Origin of the sequence: cyanobacterium endosymbiont of Epithemia turgida isolate EtSB Lake Yunoko (genome assembly GCF_000829235.1) — a bacterium.
Classification (GTDB): domain Bacteria; phylum Cyanobacteriota; class Cyanobacteriia; order Cyanobacteriales; family Microcystaceae; genus Rippkaea.
In genome coordinates, this window is record NZ_AP012549.1 from 2,416,943 (window position 1) to 2,436,071 (window position 19,129).

11 protein-coding genes are annotated in these 19,129 nt (G+C 32.2%); 4 read left to right on the forward strand and 7 right to left on the reverse strand.

Annotated features, from left to right (window positions below):
• Positions 1 to 596: 596 nt before the first annotated feature.
• The gene (locus ETSB_RS07525) at positions 597 to 905 is read right to left on the reverse strand and encodes a hypothetical protein (RefSeq protein WP_044107223.1); all 309 of its coding nucleotides are present in this window, start codon (positions 903 to 905) and stop codon (positions 597 to 599) included.
• A gap of 14 nt (positions 906 to 919) precedes the next feature.
• On the reverse strand, positions 920 to 1,588 hold the full coding sequence (locus ETSB_RS07530; RefSeq protein ID WP_044107224.1) for a glutathione S-transferase family protein: 669 nt from the start codon (positions 1,586 to 1,588) through the stop codon (positions 920 to 922).
• Positions 1,589 to 2,212: 624 nt separating this feature from the next.
• Here ETSB_RS07530 and ETSB_RS07535 point away from each other — a divergent pair.
• Positions 2,213 to 2,395, forward strand: coding sequence for a hypothetical protein (locus ETSB_RS07535; protein ID WP_044107226.1), 183 nt, complete (start codon positions 2,213 to 2,215; stop codon positions 2,393 to 2,395).
• A 1,813-nt stretch (positions 2,396 to 4,208) separates the two neighbouring features.
• Here ETSB_RS07535 and ETSB_RS07540 read toward each other — a convergent pair.
• A complete protein-coding gene (locus ETSB_RS07540) occupies positions 4,209 to 4,949 on the reverse strand; it encodes a lipoate--protein ligase family protein (protein WP_044107228.1) in 741 nt (246 codons plus the stop codon).
• A gap of 1,162 nt (positions 4,950 to 6,111) precedes the next feature.
• On the opposite strand from ETSB_RS07540, the gene recN reads away from it, so the two are divergent.
• Both recN and ETSB_RS07550 read left to right on the forward strand, forming a co-directional pair.
• Entirely contained in the window at positions 6,112 to 7,872 is a 1,761-nt protein-coding gene (gene recN, locus ETSB_RS07545) for a DNA repair protein RecN (protein WP_044107229.1), read from the forward strand.
• Positions 7,873 to 7,972: 100 nt separating this feature from the next.
• Complete coding sequence (locus tag ETSB_RS07550; RefSeq protein ID WP_044107231.1) at positions 7,973 to 8,212, forward strand: hypothetical protein; 240 nt, start codon at positions 7,973 to 7,975, stop codon at positions 8,210 to 8,212.
• 1,717 nt (positions 8,213 to 9,929) lie between these two features.
• Here ETSB_RS07550 and ETSB_RS10375 read toward each other — a convergent pair.
• The 4 genes from ETSB_RS10375 to ETSB_RS07570 all read right to left on the reverse strand — a co-directional run bounded on the left by ETSB_RS10375 (position 9,930) and on the right by ETSB_RS07570 (position 17,914).
• Positions 9,930 to 10,151: a hypothetical protein gene (locus ETSB_RS10375; protein WP_044107232.1), complete on the reverse strand. Its 222-nt coding sequence runs from the start codon at positions 10,149 to 10,151 to the stop codon at positions 9,930 to 9,932.
• A gap of 728 nt (positions 10,152 to 10,879) precedes the next feature.
• Positions 10,880 to 12,508, reverse strand: coding sequence for a citramalate synthase (gene cimA / locus ETSB_RS07560; protein WP_044107233.1), 1,629 nt, complete (start codon positions 12,506 to 12,508; stop codon positions 10,880 to 10,882).
• Positions 12,509 to 13,438: 930 nt separating this feature from the next.
• Positions 13,439 to 15,346: a two-component system sensor histidine kinase NblS gene (gene nblS / locus ETSB_RS07565; RefSeq protein ID WP_171816464.1), complete on the reverse strand. Its 1,908-nt coding sequence runs from the start codon at positions 15,344 to 15,346 to the stop codon at positions 13,439 to 13,441.
• Positions 15,347 to 16,690: 1,344 nt separating this feature from the next.
• Positions 16,691 to 17,914 carry a methionine gamma-lyase family protein gene (locus ETSB_RS07570; RefSeq protein WP_044107237.1) on the reverse strand — a complete coding sequence of 408 codons (1,224 nt, stop codon included), beginning with the start codon at positions 17,912 to 17,914 and terminating at the stop codon, positions 16,691 to 16,693.
• 247 nt (positions 17,915 to 18,161) lie between these two features.
• On the opposite strand from ETSB_RS07570, the gene ETSB_RS07575 reads away from it, so the two are divergent.
• A complete protein-coding gene (locus ETSB_RS07575) occupies positions 18,162 to 18,986 on the forward strand; it encodes an acyl-CoA desaturase (RefSeq protein WP_044107238.1) in 825 nt (274 codons plus the stop codon).
• The last annotated feature ends 143 nt before the right edge of the window (positions 18,987 to 19,129 follow it).

A 19,129-nucleotide genomic window follows, 5' to 3' on the forward strand; every position in this document is an offset into this window, starting at 1 on the left:
CTGTTTGTGTTTAAGGGGAAAGCTTTCTGTACTTATAAAAGTCCATGAAGTATTGCTATTGATGGTGTTTTTAACACTAAAAGGTTATTTAAATTTTTGAAAAAATTTTATTATCTTTATTTTTAATATTCTACTATAAATTGTCAATAATTTTGATTTAGTTCAGGTAGTAAAATATTTTTTGTATTAATAAACAGAAAATAATTAGTTTTAATTAAAGCCTAAAATTTTAAAAAATTATTATTAAAAATAATATTATTGATAATATTGTAAACCGATAATTTTATATGAGAATAATTTTTATTATAAATAGAATTAATAGGTTTGTATTGGAAAAATTTACAGATATAACACCGAAGTTTATGAATTAGTATCCTAATAAAAACAGCCTATTTTAAAAAATTATCATTATAAAGTTGGCGTAGTAGATAAAATGTACCATAATTAAATTATACAATTTAATTATGGTACAAAACTATATAGTAGGACAATAAAAGATTATATTATTACTACAAGGCGAGCAATACATCGACCTACAAGGTTTTATAACCCTATCAATATTTCAATCATATACATTTTTTCCATTAGATTTTTTTTTAAAAAAGATCTAATGGAAAAAATGTTTTTAACATTTTTCTTATCTTCAATAAAAAGATCATGTGTTTAAATTGAGAATTAAGTTCGGAAGGGTAAGGACTCTCAGCTAATCTCGCTTTAATTTCGGCATATTCTCCAGATGTTAAAGGTTTTCCATCAATAGGTGATCGCCCTTCAGTTACAATTTCTGTCCGCAAAATTTCTTCAGGTATATCTTCAGGAGGAGGCAAGGCTACTCCTGAATTTAACTCTAATACTAACCTAACTATATTAATAAAAATTGACCATTTTAATAAACGATGATTCATAGAAACTTTTTTAGTTAATTTAACCCTGCTGGTAGCTTTTCTCCACAGATTTGATGGATTGCAATTATTTTTTCAAACAACCAAGGATAATCCTGACGATACTCAGGAATTAAGCCTAAAGGGCTCAATAAAGCTGAGGCTGTTAAATCAGCAACACTTAAACTTTCACCAACCAAATAGGGCTGATATTGCCAGTAAGATAACACATTCATGGCATTTTTCAACCGTTCTGAGGCTAATTCTACGGTAGCAGAAGTAATATTATATTGGTGACGGACAATATTAATCACTATTTGACTAAATAATGAAGAATCAATATATTTTCCTTTTTCTGCACGAAAATGATAGTAAATAAAACGCGTGGCGGTTCCGATGCTCTCATCTAACCAGTCTTCTAGCAACCAAGCTTGAGTTTGTTTGCTGGCGTCAGGTAACATTAATGGAGGATTATTTTGATAGGTTTCGAGGTATTGAAAAATTCGAGTTGAGTCAGCAATTACTTGCGGTTCTTCTACTCTTTGAGGTAATAAGACTGGAACTTTTGTCAACCCTGTAAGAGGTCTTAATTTAAGTAGATGTAAGCCTGGCGTTAGGTTCTCGACTTGATAAGAAATTTTTTTATACCCTAATGCTAATCTAGCTTTACGGCAATAATGAGAGGTACTAAATTGTAACAATAACATAAGTTAATCAGTAATCAATGTTAAACATAATAATCAACTACAGACGAAGACTTAATTAGACTAGGAACAATTATCCCAAAAGTAACTAAATATCTTCAAAAAAGCAATCTTTATTTTTTAGCTTAACTTTTTATAGTCAAAAAACACCTTATTTGCAGGACTCTACTATAACGCGTTTTTAAAAACTGTTATTTCTAGCACACTTTGCTGATTTTTAAAATATCATTATGACTGGGGAGACACAAAAAAAATGTTCTTTTTTTAAAGAAAATTATTTTTATTTAAATATTAAAATTATGGCCATAAGCATAGGATTTATATCCTAAAAATTTTTGAAAAGAAATAGTTATTTTTATAGTTTTAATTGATACTAATAAAATTATTGGTAATGTATCAATTCTTTTCTTTATCGATGTGAGTATTCCAATTTTTATTATCCTTGTTTGGAGGGATAAAGAAAAGAAGCAGATAAAACCTATAATTTACTGTTGAGCTAATTTTATCTTAATTAAGATCTTAATATACCATTAAAATATATTTTTTTAGGGAGAAAAGTCTGGTGTTCTAGTGTAGAAAAATACGATTGATTATGCTAGGATAAGTCCTAGTTTTAGGAAAGTACCAATGAACCAAGATACTATTCGGGAAAAAGTGAAAGCCATCGAAGGTGAGAGAGAATTTTTAGTCCAACTTCTCAATAAACCAGATTTAGGAATTTTGAGTATCGATGTCAAGCAGGCTATTGAAGAACTTGATGAGTTAATTGATGAATTTGAATTTACTTTTCCGGAAAAAAATATGAATTAAATCACTGGTATGGTAAACGAAAGTCAGAAAGGGCTTAAGTCCATGATATTTCAGAAAAGCTATTTTAAAAATAGCTTTTCCTACTTACCTATGTAAATTTTAAATAAGGTTTTTTAAAAAAGCTCTCACAATTAATCAAAAGTCAATAAGTTATTTGTTTTAACTTTTCTGAACTGAATGTGATTAGCTAGAAAATTAATAATTTATAATTGAGTTATCTGAGCTATACTTCATGGCTCAGATAACTCAATTATAAAAAAATCTTTACAAAATTATATTTCTTACAGAAGATAACTCTCAATATTTATTGAAATAACGTGACAACTAGTCTAGAAATATCATTTGTTTTGATACTCAAAACAACTCAAACTTTGATTATTATAATTTTTTTAGTAAAAACTATCTTTGATGGTAATTAAAACTTTGATAAGTAGATGCTCTTAAATAAGTGTAAGATGGAAAAGTAATTAAATTAAAAGTGCTTACTAGATATCAACCTAACTAAAAATTAAGCTAACATAATTAAAAAATAAAGAATCATAAAAGTTGATTTATAACTAAACAATTCCCTTCATAGGGAGAACAATAAAATAAAATTTATGTTGAAATACAAGAGGATAGAAAGATAGAAAAATTTAAGACTAAGTGAAGCTATTAAAAAATATAATTAAGACAATAATTTATCTAGTCACAAAACTTTATTATAAAAATAATACCTAATATAAGGATGTAAAATTATAGTCGATTTTAATTAGGTAGCTGATGAAGACATAATAAGAGTAGATAAACTAACTAATTATGTCTTCATCAGTTGCTAAATCAATCGTTTTATTGATAGGCTTCTTTAATTTACGAATATTTTTAGATATTAATTTAAAAATATATTTAAAGAATGGTTATTTTTAAAAAAATCAACTAAAAATATTGATTAATAAACTTCTTATGTTGAAAAAATTTACAATGTTAATATTTAAAATATAGCATTCAAAAATGAAACAAGTAAATAAAAACTAGAAATAATATTTAAAGGTAAAAATAAAGAATTATAAGGAAAAAACCTTCAGGTATTAATATAGTTAGTAACTGATAAATTTACTTTATTTTAAAATCGAAGTTAAATAACTTTAAAATACTGGTTAAAACCACAAAAATATAAGGTTTATATTAAAAGTCAATATGTTATTTTAAAACAATAAATATAACTTAAGTAAAAGATAAAAAAATCTAATTTATTAGATAATTAAATACTATATATTAAGACTATTAAACTTAGTAAGTTGGTGTTAAAAACCTATATAATATTAGGCATTAGAAATAAATTTATTTTTTTACAAAAAAACAACTTAGGGACTATTAGAAAAAATCAATTATAAATTAAAGTTGCCAAAAAAGATGATCAAAAGCAAAGCGTTTAGATTTAGAAGTTCTGTTAATTCTTACCTCCAAAATTTATCAAACTTACATTTTATTAGTTAATTCTATATTGTTAGTTTTCCATAGCCAAAATTATATTATTTATTAATATAAAGACTAGTCATGAGAATGATATTAAATAAACTATAATAAAAATTATTGTGCTTAGTAAAAAATAAATTAGTAAATTTTAAATAAAATAATTATGAGCAATTTACTACTTTAATTTTCATTAAATAGGTTATGTTTAAACTTACTAGAATTAGTTTGTTGACAAGTATAAACTTAGATATCTTTTGTTAAATAAATTAAGATAAAAAATTTGAAAATTATTTATTTTATAATATTATTTTTTATTTTAATTACACTTTTTAAAAAATTAATAATAAACCTGAATTAGCTACAATTTTAAATCATTAGATAATTGAATTGCATCTCGCAATTCTTTTGAGGATAAAGGTTTAAAAATAAAATCTATATTAAAACATTCTTTGGCAGTTTCAGTTAAAATATTAATAATATTTTCTGGATAACAATTATCAGGTAATTGTTCAAGAAGTCCTAAACTCCAAGGTGCAGATTGATTAAAAATAGTTTTAAATAGTGTTTTATTAGTTGATAAAACCATAGATCCATGTTGCAATATAGATTTTTTTCCCCTTCGTTGTGCGCTTCCAATAAGTTTACTTCCATCAGAAGTAATTAAATCAGAAATAGTAGCCGTATTAAAACAACTAGAGTTATGAATATAACCTCGTCTAGCTATTCCGTAATCTAATTTAATTCCTAAAGACGACCAACCTTTAATCAAAAACTGACAAATTTGTTTATAAATTTCTAAAGTTCTTCGATTATTAATTGGAGTAATTATACCATAAGTTAAGTCTCCTTGATGAAGAACTGCTCGTCCTCCTGTGGAACGACGTACTAATTCTATAGGACGTTTTTCCCAAGTTAAATTACACCAGAATAAAGGCCATTGTTTTTGTAAACGACCCAGAGAAATTGTCGGTGATGACCAAGTATAAAAGCGTAAAGTAGGAGGATGTTGTCCCTTTTCGTGCTGGATAAATAACCAATTATCAATAGCCATTTGGATCGTACCTGATGCTTCAATAGGAGGAATTAAACGCCATTTCATAATTAATTTAGTTACTCCATAACAATAATAAAAGACTATTCATGTTTCAGTAAAATAAAGAATATTTTAATTGCGTTGTTCATAAAGTAATTTCACTTTTAATTTAAATTTAAATTTACCTATTTGTTGAGGTAAACAAGCAGAATTAAGAATATAAATTTACCAATTACTTATGATTTATGCCCTATTTCGTAACAAAAGAGTAGCTAATTCAAAAGGTCGCTAAAAACCGTTATTTCTAGCAACGTTGACGAATGACCCTTTGACGAAAAAATGGAAGTATGGCATAAATCACTTCCTGGTCATCAATTAATTGAGGTTTATTGAGATCATTTTTATAACCCTAAAGGAATTCAGAGATAGTTGACCGACTCCCAAGCCGAGTACACATCAACATCAAATTTAGCAAAGTATTTTGACTAATTGAAAGCTCATTTACTTTTTATAATAGTCCTTCATCAGGTTTAAATTCATCATAAATTTCTACTTGTTGATCAAAAAATAACTAATCTTTATTAAATAATGTATAATCACAGAAACTAATTCTATAATTATAACCACTAATCTAGATTAAATGAATTATGATTTTTAAATTATTTAATTATATTAACTTTTGTTGTATCTACCAAGCATATTTTAGATTGTCAAAATTTCCTGGTTGTGAATAAACTAAAATAGGGAATTGTTTAGCTAGTTTAAAATTGCTTAGAACAGAAATAATGTCTCTATCATTAATACGTAGACATTGGATTTTATAAAAAATATCATAAATATTAATTTAAAGTCAATTTTTGACTTTAAATTTTTTAGAGTTTTTATAAAATAAATAATACCAAATAAGTAGATAATAATTCTTGAACCTATCATTTTAACTGTATTGCAACAATGTTAAATCATTATTCCTATAAAGATGAAATTATTGGAATTATAAAAAGCCTATAAAACCCAAAATTTTAAAATTTTGGGTTTTATAAAAATAATTATAGCTAGTTTAAAATAACTCTTATTGTTAACTTAAAGTGATTGTCGAGATACTGAAAATATCAGCATCTTAAGACTAAACTGGGAACCGTATCATAAAATTTAATCTTTTGTGTCTGAAATATTCACCTTAGGTTAAGATAAACAGAAGTCTCTGGTATTGATAAGTCAGGGTTATTCAATGCTATCTCTATTAAAGATCAAAAATTTTACCTTGGTAGACCAGCTTACCTTAAAATTTGGTCAAGGGTTAAATGTCCTTACAGGAGAAACTGGAGCAGGTAAGTCCATTATTCTTGATGCGATTGATATTGTTTTAGGTGGAAAAATCAATCATTATTTAATTCGTCAGGGAATGCAACAAGCATCTATTGAAGCCACCTTTGAAATGGATAACACTTTACAAGTGTGGCTAGAAGAACAAGAAATTAAACCGTTAGAAGACAAAACTCTATTGTGTTATAGAGAGCTAACCCTCACAGGGGAAACCATGCGATCACGTTCACGGATCAATGGGGTGGTAGTGAATTTGCAACTGATGGGAAAATTGCGTGATCGCCTTGTGGAAATTACTGCTCAAGGAAAACCTGTTCAACTGGTGGACTCTATACGACAACGAGAATTACTGGACTTGTATGGAGGGATGAGTCTTCTTAAACAGCGAAAATTAGTAGAGTCAGCTTACAAAAAATGGAAAATTGCAGATAAAATACTTAAAAAATGCCGAAAATCAGAGGAAGAAAGATTACAACGCCTTGATATAGTCGAGTATGAACTGAGAGAATTAGAAGAAGCTAAATTAATCAATCCTAAAGAGCTTGAACAACTTAACCAAGAACGTGATTGCCTCTCCTATGTAGGAGAGTTACAACGGTTGAGTTACTATACCTACCAACTGCTCTATCAAAATGATACTGGAGAGTCCGCGATCGCTGATCAGTTAGGAGAGGCTGAAAGTATCTTGACAAAGATAGCGAAATATGGCGGAGAAATAGAGTTAATTTTAGAAATGATCAGATCTGCCTTAACTCAGGTGGTAGAAGCAGGACAGCAAATTAATGGCTATGGGGATAGATTAGAAGCTGATCCAGAGAGATTAATAGAGATAGAAGAGAGGATTAACCTGTTAAAGCGTATTTGTCGTAAATATGGTCCTTCTTTAGAAGAAGTAATCAATTATCATCAGCAATTACAGCAAGAATTAGGAGAATTAACCGACAATCAACAGTCTATTGAACAGTTGGAACAACATACTAAAGTTGCTAGAGAAACTTTTTATCAAACCTGTAAAATATTAACAGAGCTACGTCAGAAAGCGGCCATCAAATTAGAAAAACAATTAGTTGAAGAATTAAAATCGCTGGCAATGGATAAAGTAATCTTTGTCTGTCAGATAACCACTTGTTTACCAACAGTAATGGGAAGTGATGAAGTTATTTTTTATTTTAGTCCGAACCCTGGGGAAAAAATAAAACCTCTTTCTAGTACAGCATCCGGGGGAGAAATGAGTCGTTTTTTATTGGCCTTAAAGGCTTGTTTTGCAAAATCAGAGAAGAGCTCTCGAACCTTGATTTTCGATGAAATTGATGCAGGAGTTTCAGGAAAAGTTGCTCAGGCTATTAGCGAAAAGTTACATAAACTGAGTCGTAAATATAAAGTTTTATGTGTAACCCATCAACCTTTGGTAGCTGCAATGGCAGACAATCATTTTCGAGTTACTAAGCAAATGATTGAAGAATATTCTAAGACTGGAAACTTAGACAATAAGCAACTGAGTTTACCCAAAATTAGGACGGTTGTTCGAGTTACTAATTTAGATGATCGACAGACTAGACGAGAGGAATTAGCCCAATTAACAGTGGGACATTCAGAACAAGAAGCAATTGAATTTGCTCAATCATTGTTAGTTAACGCGGAAGCATATCGTTTTAAAAAGAGTTGAACTAGCCTGTATATCATTTAAGTTAGATATTACCTAAGAAAAAAGATAGTTTTACTAAACTTAGAAAGGTTAACTGATAGCTAGGAATACAAAACAAGGAATGGGGAACAGTAAAAATAAAAAATTAGAGAGATATTTAGATATAAATGATATTAGTGATCTTCAAGACTTAATACTTCAACAAAAAGGCGTGGATATTACTGAGAGATACAATTTAAAAACTAAAAATTTTTCAAAAACAAACTATATTGTATGGTTTACCTTTTTGGAAGAGGTATTACCTAAATTAAAGCTAACATATCGGAAGGATACAGAAAACAATATAGGGGAGAATACATAAGATTTTTAGTTATAGTGTTAACTTAAGTTAAAGACGAGAATAATTCTTACTTTATTTAGACAGAAAAACATAATTTTATATTTCCTCGCTTTAAAAGTATTGGTTTTACCTGATAAGTTCAATAGAACTAAACAAATTAATAAAACTATACTTCAAGACATTTACGAGTCATTTATTCTTAAGGATTACCAAAAATATTTTCTGTTTGATTTAGATGTGATTGAGTAACCATAACAATTTTCTTGATCCTATTTTTGGCATAAAAAAACAGTATAATCTACCATTTTGGTTGCCAGTTTTATATCATTGGTGATGATGATATTCGTATATTTCTCTTTTAAATAAACAATTAATTCTTTTACTTGATGAATATAAATTTTATAAAGAAAGAAAACAAGTTCATTGATTTAAATAAGTTCTCTTTTAACACAACCAATGTGAACAATATATAACTCTTGTTTTTTCTACTAAAAAAGAGAGTTTTTTACTAACATGTCTTCTAAAATATTATTAATTATTACACTATAGACAATATTTTTCTAAATCCAGGAGTCGGGCATTGACAGATAAACTTACTTAAATGCGGTCTATCTAAAAATATAAAGTAATCACTAAAAACTAAAAAGTAAAAAACCATTATAACTTTTACTAATAAATCAATGGCTAAGTAATATTAAAATTTTTATACTTGGTATCCGATTGTTGAATCTTAATATTTAGGATGTAATAGTTTACCCGAGATATTTAATAATTTATCTCATGATCAAGAGTTATATTTAATGATAGTAATAGTTAAAACTTGATAAGTCTCAATCAAAGAAGTAGAATATTATTCGTTTAAAAGTTTAGAGATAATCGAGTAATTTTTAGTTACTGTAACTATACGATGCTCACTTTATCTATCCTAAGCTAGTCAATACATATTTTACGTAATTTATTTTTTAAATGCGCATTTCTCAAATCTATTTAAATCTCCTAAATCAGAAAAATAATAATTAAGTTTAAAAATATAAGATATCAGTAAAGTCATCACAAACAATTCTATTGTAACTTTCCATCTACACTCATAATCAAACATTATATTCACAATATATAGACTAAAAAAATAGATAAAAATTTAAAATCTTTACTTCATCTATCCTATTCTAAGTTGTATTTTTATCAGCTCAAATTCAGTAAAATTTATACCTCTAATGTAGAAGCATGACGCACTTTCCCAGAAGAGAATAAAATCTCCCCTAAACTGCTCAAATAATCGTCAATTATTTGGGCAGTACTAGAGCCGATAAAGAGCGTCCTTACATGACGTATTTTTTAAATAAAATTTTAAGATTTAGCCAAAGCTAATATTAAAGTACTGTGAAAAGAATTGATTGATAATGGACACGGCTTGTTCTAAAGAATCCACTACAACAATTAATCGATCGTAAGAGATCATCTTTGCACTGAGAACTCCTGAGAAATATTCATCAGATTTATAAATGACTATCTTCTGTAGCATTGTGCCTCAAGTCACATCAGGAGTCAACAAAATCACTACGTTTGTGGACTCTTGTTCTATTTATACGAATAGAGTGCCCCAATATAGTTGAGGTTAGCCTTGCGCTCAGCAATGATTACTAAGTCAGAAATATCAAAAGATGTACCAATAGCTACCGCTCCATAAACTGTTTTTTCGCCAACGTAACTTCGAGATCTCCTATTCCTGTAATGACTTCTACTCTTGGGAAAGTTTTAGTTCCGTAGGATAAAATGACAATAGCTGCTGTTTTTGCCAACCCTGTAAATTCTCTTGATTCCTATTTCTTGAGTGAGCGGCTGCCAAAATTAAGGGATAAATTTTTTCAAAAATATTAGGGGAAGTTATCACTATAGTTAGAAAACCTTGGCGACTTTTGCGAGGATGGCTTGAGTCAAAAACCCACTGATTTGAGGACATAAATCACTCTCAATATAAGGTTCGGCTCCTTTAAAATGCTGGAACAACTCAAATTCTTGAGACTAGTTTTAATTGATGAAACTGGAGTTAAGCTAGCCATAACTTGTAATTTTACTAAAGCAACTAAGGGAAAATACGTTTATAAGGAATATATCAGTAGAGGAAGAAATATTGTCTGAAATTGGGACGATCACTACGTCGGTTTTTTGAATCCTTTTACTTTTTAAAAATAGATAAATCTAAAAAAATTTTTTGCACTGATAAAATAGAAGTTCTAATATGATTAAATATAGCCGGTGACTGTTGTAGTTATAGTTAAGTTGTTAACTCGTAAAACAACAACAAAAGTTGGGGAACTGATGGAATCTATAGAAGCAAAAGTCGTGTTCCTATTTCCTCAGTAGCTATTAGTCATAAATTAGAAAACATTAACAAATTAAATGATCCTCTAACTCTAGAGTCCTTAATCAAACTCTCAATAAATCAATTGATTGAGCAACTGATGAATACATAATTTACCAGTGTATCCACTTCTGCTATTACCAAGTTACCCAGTTAGAAACCGCTATAAAAACCAAAATCTGCATCGCTTTACCGCCGGTTCCGACGAGTAAAAATAGCCGAACCAACTCTCACTCCAAAGCTTTGTCTGTTTCTTTAGTTCATTTTTCTGCTTGACTCCCGATGCTTTTTCAATAAAGATACCATAACAATGGTACCACTTAACTTCATATGGTTACTGTATCCTCTATCGAATTTTCTAAAAGTAAACCATATTCAATTCCTTCGACAACTGCTTCATAGGAGGCTTCCAAAATATTGGGAGAAACTCCGACGGTACTCCAACGTTCTTTGCCATTACTAGACTCAACTAAAACTCTTGTTTTAGAAGATGTTCCTGATTCTCCATCCAGAATCCTAACCTTATAATCCGTTAGATGAAACTCTGCAACTGCCGGATAGAAATTTTCTAAAGCTTTCCGTAAGGCACTATCTAGGGCGGCAACGGGACCATTTCCTTCGGCTACCTCCAATCTATCTTCTCCATTAACTGTAACTTTAATAGTTGCTAAAGCATTACTGTAAGATATTTCTTGTCCTCGTAACATATCACAATGTACTTGAAATCCTTTAAGTTGAAACATAGGTTTTCGTTGTCCCAATGCTTGACGCATTAAAAGTTCGAAACTAGATTCGGCTGCTTCAAATTGATATCCTTCATATTCTAACTTTTTAATCCGTTCTAAAATGTCATGACAAGCAATATCTTCTTTTTTTAACTCAAGTCCAAAGGTTTTTGCTTTCGATAAAACATTACTTAATCCTGACTGATCAGAAATGACAATACGCCGTTTATTGCCAATTTTTTCAGGTTTAATGTGTTCGTAGGTTAGGGGATTTTTTTGAACAGCCGAAACATGAATTCCTCCCTTATGAGCAAAGGCAGAACGCCCTACAAAAGGAGCATAATCATCCGGTGCTAAATTAACAATTTCACTAATGAAACGGCTAGTTTTACTTAATTGCGTTATTTGAGTATCTGTTAAACAAGAATACCCCATTTTAAACTGTAAATTTGGAATTAAGGTACATAAATTAGCATTACCGCACCTTTCCCCATACCCATTGATTGTTCCATGAATCATTCTCACCCCTTCTACCACCCCAGCTAACCCATTCGCTACTGCAGTTCCTGAGTCATTATGAGTGTGAATTCCTAATTTAGGAAAGGTTTCTCTATCAGGAGCTACATCTAACTCTTCTACCACTTCTTTAACAATTTTACTAACTTCCTGAGGCAAAGTTCCACCATTAGTATCACATAATACTAACCAAATAGCCCCGGCATTTTTAGCAGCTTTTAGGGTTTGTAAAGCATAATCAGGATTTTGCTTATAGCCATCAAACCAATGTTCTGCATCGTAAATTATTTGTCTTCCCTGACTGCGGAGATATTCAATCGTATCTCTTATCATGGCTAAATTTTCTTCCAAGGTGGTTTTCAACCCCTCAGTGACGTGGAGATCCCAAGACTTGCCAAAGATAGTTACCCAACGAGTTCCGGCGGCTAAAATCATCTGTAACATTCGATCACGATCTGAGGGAATATACGGGCGACGAGTGGAACAAAAAGCCACGACTTCGGCCTGATTTAAAGGTTCTTCCTGTAACTTCCAGAAAAACTGGACATCTTTCGGATTAGCCCCTGGCCATCCTCCCTCAATAAAAGGAATTCCTAGCTTATCGAGTTGGTGGGCAATTTTCAGCTTGTCCTCCAGAGACAGAGCAATTCCCTCCCGTTGTGCCCCATCTCTTAGGGTGGTGTCATAAAGCAAAACTTGATTGGCCATACCCATATAATTATTACTACGTATAAGTGTCCGTCAACTTCAAACAAATAAAAATCAACGAGATTAGTTCCGACTATGACAGTGCAAGGCAAAGAGCTAGTTTTTTATCACAACACTAAACCAACCTCAGCCGTGTTTTTTGTACTGCACTACACCTCGCTCTACAATGATAAGTCAAAATCTAGGGAGTGGTCATTACAATGAAAAGACGAAAATTAAATTTATATTGCTCTCGATGAGTAACGCAAGTATATGGTGCAGGCTTCCCTACTTCAGAATAATGTGTTACCATTTAATCGGTCTTTTCTAGATAAAAAATATTGCTATTCATCTAGCTCTCTTCAGATAACTGCATAATCCGTACTATCGACTGTCTAAAACGTTTTGAGCTTGTTAGTATTGTTGCTTGATTGTTTTGCAAAACGTGGGGATATGCATTTCAACTCGTTATAGTGATGGAGTAAACTTACAGAGAGAAAACTAGCACTGTAAGTTTACTCCACAGGGTTTAAGGCTTTAACCCAAATGGGTGAACTATCTGGAGGAAGTACAAAAACAGACAAACTTATAAACTGTACATTGTGAGGGGTGCCTATGCGACACTAACAAGTTATGGCATCAAGTAAAAGTCTTTCGTTCTTAATCTTTATTATTATCTAGTTTAAGCAGGAGAACCTCGATGGAGCTCATATCTCTTTCCCTCATTTTGGCTGGAACTTTTCTGGCAGATTATCTCCTCTACAGTTAAGTCTAGAGTATACTTACTTTCTGAAAAAACCTGCAGCAGCTAAATAAAACTGAGGCGCAGCCGTATTGCAAAGATAAGTCGCGGACTGTACCCGCGGGTGGTATATTTATCAACTCTTAGCTGTGATTTCAATCACCTTTTTAACAGCCTTAAGCTCCAAGAGAAGTTGAAGTTGGTTTTTTAGTATTTTAACTTTCTTTGAGAGACATGCAACTCTCTTGATATATAACTAAGTCAAACCAGAAAGTTGTTCCAACACCGATCTCACTAATCAGATGGATTCGACTATGGTGTTTATCAATAATGTTTTTAACAATAGAGAGTCCTAGTCCTGTTCCTTCTAGCGTATGAACACGATTTTCCACACGAAAGAAACGGTCAAAAATCGCCTCTTGATCTTCGGGATCAATTCCAATCCCTGTATCAGCAATTTCTATTCTTACCTGAGGTTGATAGGTAGGATTATGAGGGCTTTTCGTAAGTTGATAAGCTCGAATCACGATTTTCCCCCCCGCCTCAGTGAATTTTAAGCTGTTACCGACTAGATTGGTCATCACTTGAAGTAAAAGGTCGTAATGTCCTAGGATAGGGGTTAAATTTGGTTCTATTTCTTGAGTTAAGGTTAATTGTTTATCCTTAGCATTTAGTTGGTAAGTACGTAGAATTTGTTCGACCACCTGATTGATATCAACCCGATCAAGATGATAAATTTTTGAGGATTCTAAACGAGATAGATCAAGAACATCATTCACCAAACGAGTGAGGCGATCGGTTTCATTGTTGGCAGTTTCTAAGAATTCCTTACGTTCACTTTCCGTTAAGTCTTTGCCAAATTCACTTAAGGTTTCAATAAAAGATTTGATATTGAATAAAGGGGTTCTTAACTCATGGGAAACATTACTAATAAATTGGCTTTTGGCTGCATTTAACTCCACTTCACGGGTAATATCTTGCGCCGTCATCGCAATACCTTTAAGGGTTTCGCGGTATTGGTCAAAAACTTGGGTTAAGAGAACCCGAATAATACGCTGGGTTGGTTGAGTTAGCGTAATACGGAACTCCCAAGGGGATCCCCCTTGGTGACTTTCGGAAATTTCAGAAAGTGATTCGGAGGAGTTTTTGTCTTTGTTTGTGTGAGTGTCTTCCTGAGCCATCTCGTGAAGAGGAGCTGTCAATTGCCAGGTTAATTCCGGGGACAAAAGTTCAAAGATATTGGTTCCAATGACATCTTTTCCTTCCCAACCAAACATCCGCCGTGCCCGTGGATTAACTAATAGTAATTGTAAGTTAGAATCAAGTAGAATGGCACCATCAACTATAGTTGAAACGAGAGTTTCCAACTTAGCTTTCTCGGCGGTTAATTCTTCAATATTTTGTTCTTCATAGCGTTCAAGACGTTCAGCCATTTCGTTAAAACTGCAGATTAATTCTCCTAATTCTCCCTCAAAAGGTAGATTTATCCGTTGTTTAAAGTTTCCGGCAGCGATATTTTTGACTCCAACTAATAATTCTTTAATTGGTCGGGTAATGGTTAAAGCGTTAAAAACAACCCCTAGAATAACCATAGCCCAAATAGCGACAAAAACTGCAATCGTAACATCCCGAGTAAGGTTGGAAGAATTTACCACTGTAGGATTAGGATTAATACCAATGGCGAGAATTCCTAAATAGTTACCGTCATGTTTCAATGGAACAAAAACATCAGTCACCTTTCCATCAGGGCTGAGATGTTGACGGACAAGAGGAAGATTAATGTTTGTCAGATCAGTTTTAGGTAACTGGATATGCCGTTCAATGGTTAGAGAATTTTGAACTTCTGCGGCGGAATAGGGAATACCAAAGAAAATTTGACCATCGCAATCAGCATATATGATATAACGGACGCTAGAGGTACTTCGATAGAAGTGACTGGAAATGCGGGCAACATCAGCTAAGTGATCTTCAGCGATCAGGTGAGCAACATTAGAAGCTAACAAAAGCCCCAAATCTCGGCCAAAACGAGTATCATTCAATTGGGCTTCTTGCTGAATGCTATTGACTGCCCAAAAGGTTAACCCACTCATGAACAAAGAAACAGCTAGAGTAGCTCCTGCCATTAATCTGGTTTGTAAGGTAAACTCTGACCACCAGCGTCTAATAATTTTTTGAATTGTTGTCAAAAGTATCAGCAAGATAGACCCAAAATGGATAGTTTTACATTTCTATTGGTTGTATCACCTTATTCTAAATTGTAAATGACTTCTAAGCCTAGGATAATGGTCACTTCCTATGCTTCATAACTATCAATTTTTATAAAAAATATTCTACTATAGATGGTAATCTTGTGAAGTGTGATGAAGCAGAATACGAGGTGTAAAGTTTTTTTGAATTAAACATTATAAAGTGTGGTGCTTATCAGTTTTGGGGTATTATTGACACTATTGTTGTAATTTAGTCGGTTTTTATTGATGCAAACGTGAAAAAAGAGTTTTTATCCCTCATACCATGCCATAGCCGCTTTATAGTTAAATTTTTAATCTAGTTTATGAGCTTTGATGAAAGATTTATCAATTATTTATTGAAATGTATGAATTATAGTTAGGTTTTATTTTCATATCTGTATTCATTTGCTTACCTTATCTTGAACTAGATTAAGTTCTAATTTACATCTCACTTATTTTTATCATCTATTTAGATGAAGTTTAGCTAAAACTGGTCATAGTAGACTTTTAATTAAAAATTGATAGATAAACTATATAAAAGCGTAGGTAATCGCTAAAGTTGAAGAGCAAAAAACTGACATAAAAGAGTAGATTATAGAAATAAAGGATCAGTGTGGAGACTTATACATAAAAATCAAGTTTTATTTAGACTTCTACCTTTTTTTGTAACTAAGCCCAATATTCATATCATGATAATCTGTCTGAGATGTATAACGATTTATTCAATGATCTGTAATCTAGTATTATGATTATAAATAGCTAAAAATTAACGATTTTTAGTTATATCAAGAAGGTATTAGTCAGTTGAAAGCCTAGAAATAGAGAAAGACGGTAAAATTATTTATTTAACATTCACAGTTTAGAATTATTTTTGAAATGATATAATCCAGTTTTTATACTATGCCTTGTCAAGACATAAATAATGGAGCTAAAGAGTTAATCGATGACTGATATTAAATCTGAAGAGATAACTTTCTTCAGATTTAACTTTAACCTTATTTTAGTTTTGGCGTATTTAAACTAAAATTTAATTCTCTTATTGTGATCTACTTATTTTTTAAAATATTTAGTCATTATTGAATAATTTCAAGTTAATCCGATATATGGTAGCTAATTGATTTATTCCCGACAGTACATATTGTAGGAAACCGGGCATAATGGAGCTCCTAAAGACATCAAAATGACGAAGTCGCTATCAACTGATGAGACGAAAGAAATAGGTTAATCCTCTCCATAGAATCAGATTATTGCCTCAAGTGTTGCTTCTAATGCAATGGAAATATGAGTCCAATGAGTTCCCCCTTGGCAAAAAACGATGTAGGGTTCTCGCAGAGGTCCGTCAGCAGAAAGTTCTGAGGTACTCCCATCCACAAAAGTTCCTCCAGCCATCACTAATTGACTCTCATATCCTGGCATTGTGGCGGGAACGGGGTCTAAATAGGAACCTACTGGAGAACAACCTTGAATTGCTCGACAGAAGGCAATTAATTTTTCTGGAGAACCTAGTTGAATCGCCTGAATAACATCTTGACGGGGAACCAACGGCAACGGGTTAACAGGATATCCTAATTTATTGAAAACATAGGCAATTAAATGAGTTCCTTTTACTGCTTCCCCTACTATTTGTGGGGCTAAAAATAATCCCTGAAATAACAACCGATTTTGATTAAAAGTTGCTCCTCCTTCTGTGCCAATTCCTGGAGCAGTTAAGCGACAAGCTGCCATTTCTACCAACTCTTTTTGTCCCGCAATATAACCTCCAGCTGTAACTAAAGTTCCCCCAGGATTTTTAATTAAAGAACCTGCTATCAAATCTGCACCGACGGCTGTAGGCTCGATGGTTTCAATGAATTCCCCATAGCAATTATCTACAAAACAAACTGTATTGGGGTTTTGCCGTTTAATGATAGCAATGATTTCTTTAATTTCTGCAATCGAGAGACTTTTACGCCAAGAATAGCCACATGAACGTTGAATCAAAACAAGTCGAGTATTGTTACTAATAACAGTTTTTAAAGTTGCCCAATCAAGGGTTCCTGAATCAAGTAACGGCATTTCTCGGTAATTAATGTTAAACTCCTTCAAGGAACCTTGATAATTCCCTCGTAGACCAATAACCTCTTCTAGGGTGTCATAGGGAGAACCAGTAACTGACAACATCTCATCCCCTGGACGGAGAATACCGAATAAAGCACAGGTTATCGCATGGGTCCCTGAGACAAATTGTACTCGGACGATAGATGTTTGAGCTCCCATAACTTTTGCAAAAACCTTATCTAGAGTTTCTCGTCCTAAGTCGTCGTGTCCATAGCCACTAACACTCGCGAAATGGTGAACTCCAACCCGGTAAAGGCGAAAAGCACTTAAGATTTTTTTGAGATTTTGCTTGACCTTAGCGTCGATTTCCGAAAAAATTGGAAGGAGTGCTTTTTCGGCCTCTTCTAGGATCGTTTTGCTTTTCATTTGTTTTCCAAAAGGACAATTTCGTTGCTGACGATTACTGATTCTAAAGCTGAGATAGTTATTTCTGTCAAATAGAGAAACCTATGCTAGTTCAATTATGGTATAATACGAAAGTAATCGTTTTCGTGAAAACCCTAATAATCTAATTTTCATGATCGATTGTCTTTATGATTGAAAGGCTAGGTTTTAAGTTACGCACTTTGGCATACATAATCTCGTCTAAATATATTTACATTTAGGTTACTATATGACTGTGGCTACCTCCCAAAAACTTCCCTTCGACTGGACAGTTATCATATTCATGGCTACGATCCATCTAGTAGCATTACTGTCTTTGTTACCTAGCAATTTTAGTTGGGGAGCAGTTGGTGTGACATTTTTTTTATATTGGGTGACAGGAGCTTTAGGGATTACCCTAGGGTTCCATCGTTTGGTTACTCATTCTAGTTTTAAAGCTCCAAAATGGCTAGAATACGCACTTGTTTTTTGTGGAACTTTGGCCTGTCAAGGTGGACCCATCCGATGGGTTGGTTTACACCGACTTCACCACAAATATTCTGATACTGAAAATGATCCTCATGATTCCAATCTAGGATTTTGGTGGAGTCACATGGGATGGATGCTACATGAAATTACTGCTGATAATGAAGTTCCCCGTTATACTCAAGATATCGAGGAAGAACCGTTTTATCAATTTTGTCAAAAGTATATGATTCCGATTCAAATGGCGTTGGGACTACTCCTTTATTTCTTAGGAGGATGGTCTTTCGTTGTTTGGGGAATTTTTGTTCGTTTAGTCATAGTTTTTCACTTTACTTGGTTTGTCAACAGTGCTACCCACAAATTTGGCTATCAAAGTCATGAATCTAACGATAATTCTAGAAACTGTTGGTGGGTTGCTGTTCTGACTTTTGGAGAAGGTTGGCACAATAATCACCATGCTTATCAGTATTCCGCCCGTCATGGTTTAGCTTGGTGGGAAATTGATATTACTTGGATTACCATTCAAGTATTAAAGTCACTGGGGTTAGCAACTAATATTAAATTAGCTCCAAGTCGGGAAAATAATTAACTTTTAAAAGTTACCTAAATTTCCTGGGGTAAGCAATACCTATCTCAGAAAATTTAGGTAGTTTAGTTATTAGTCCTTACAATTACAATCGTAATAATTTCCCGTCAACTTCTCTAACGGATAATCCTATATTTTAAGTAATT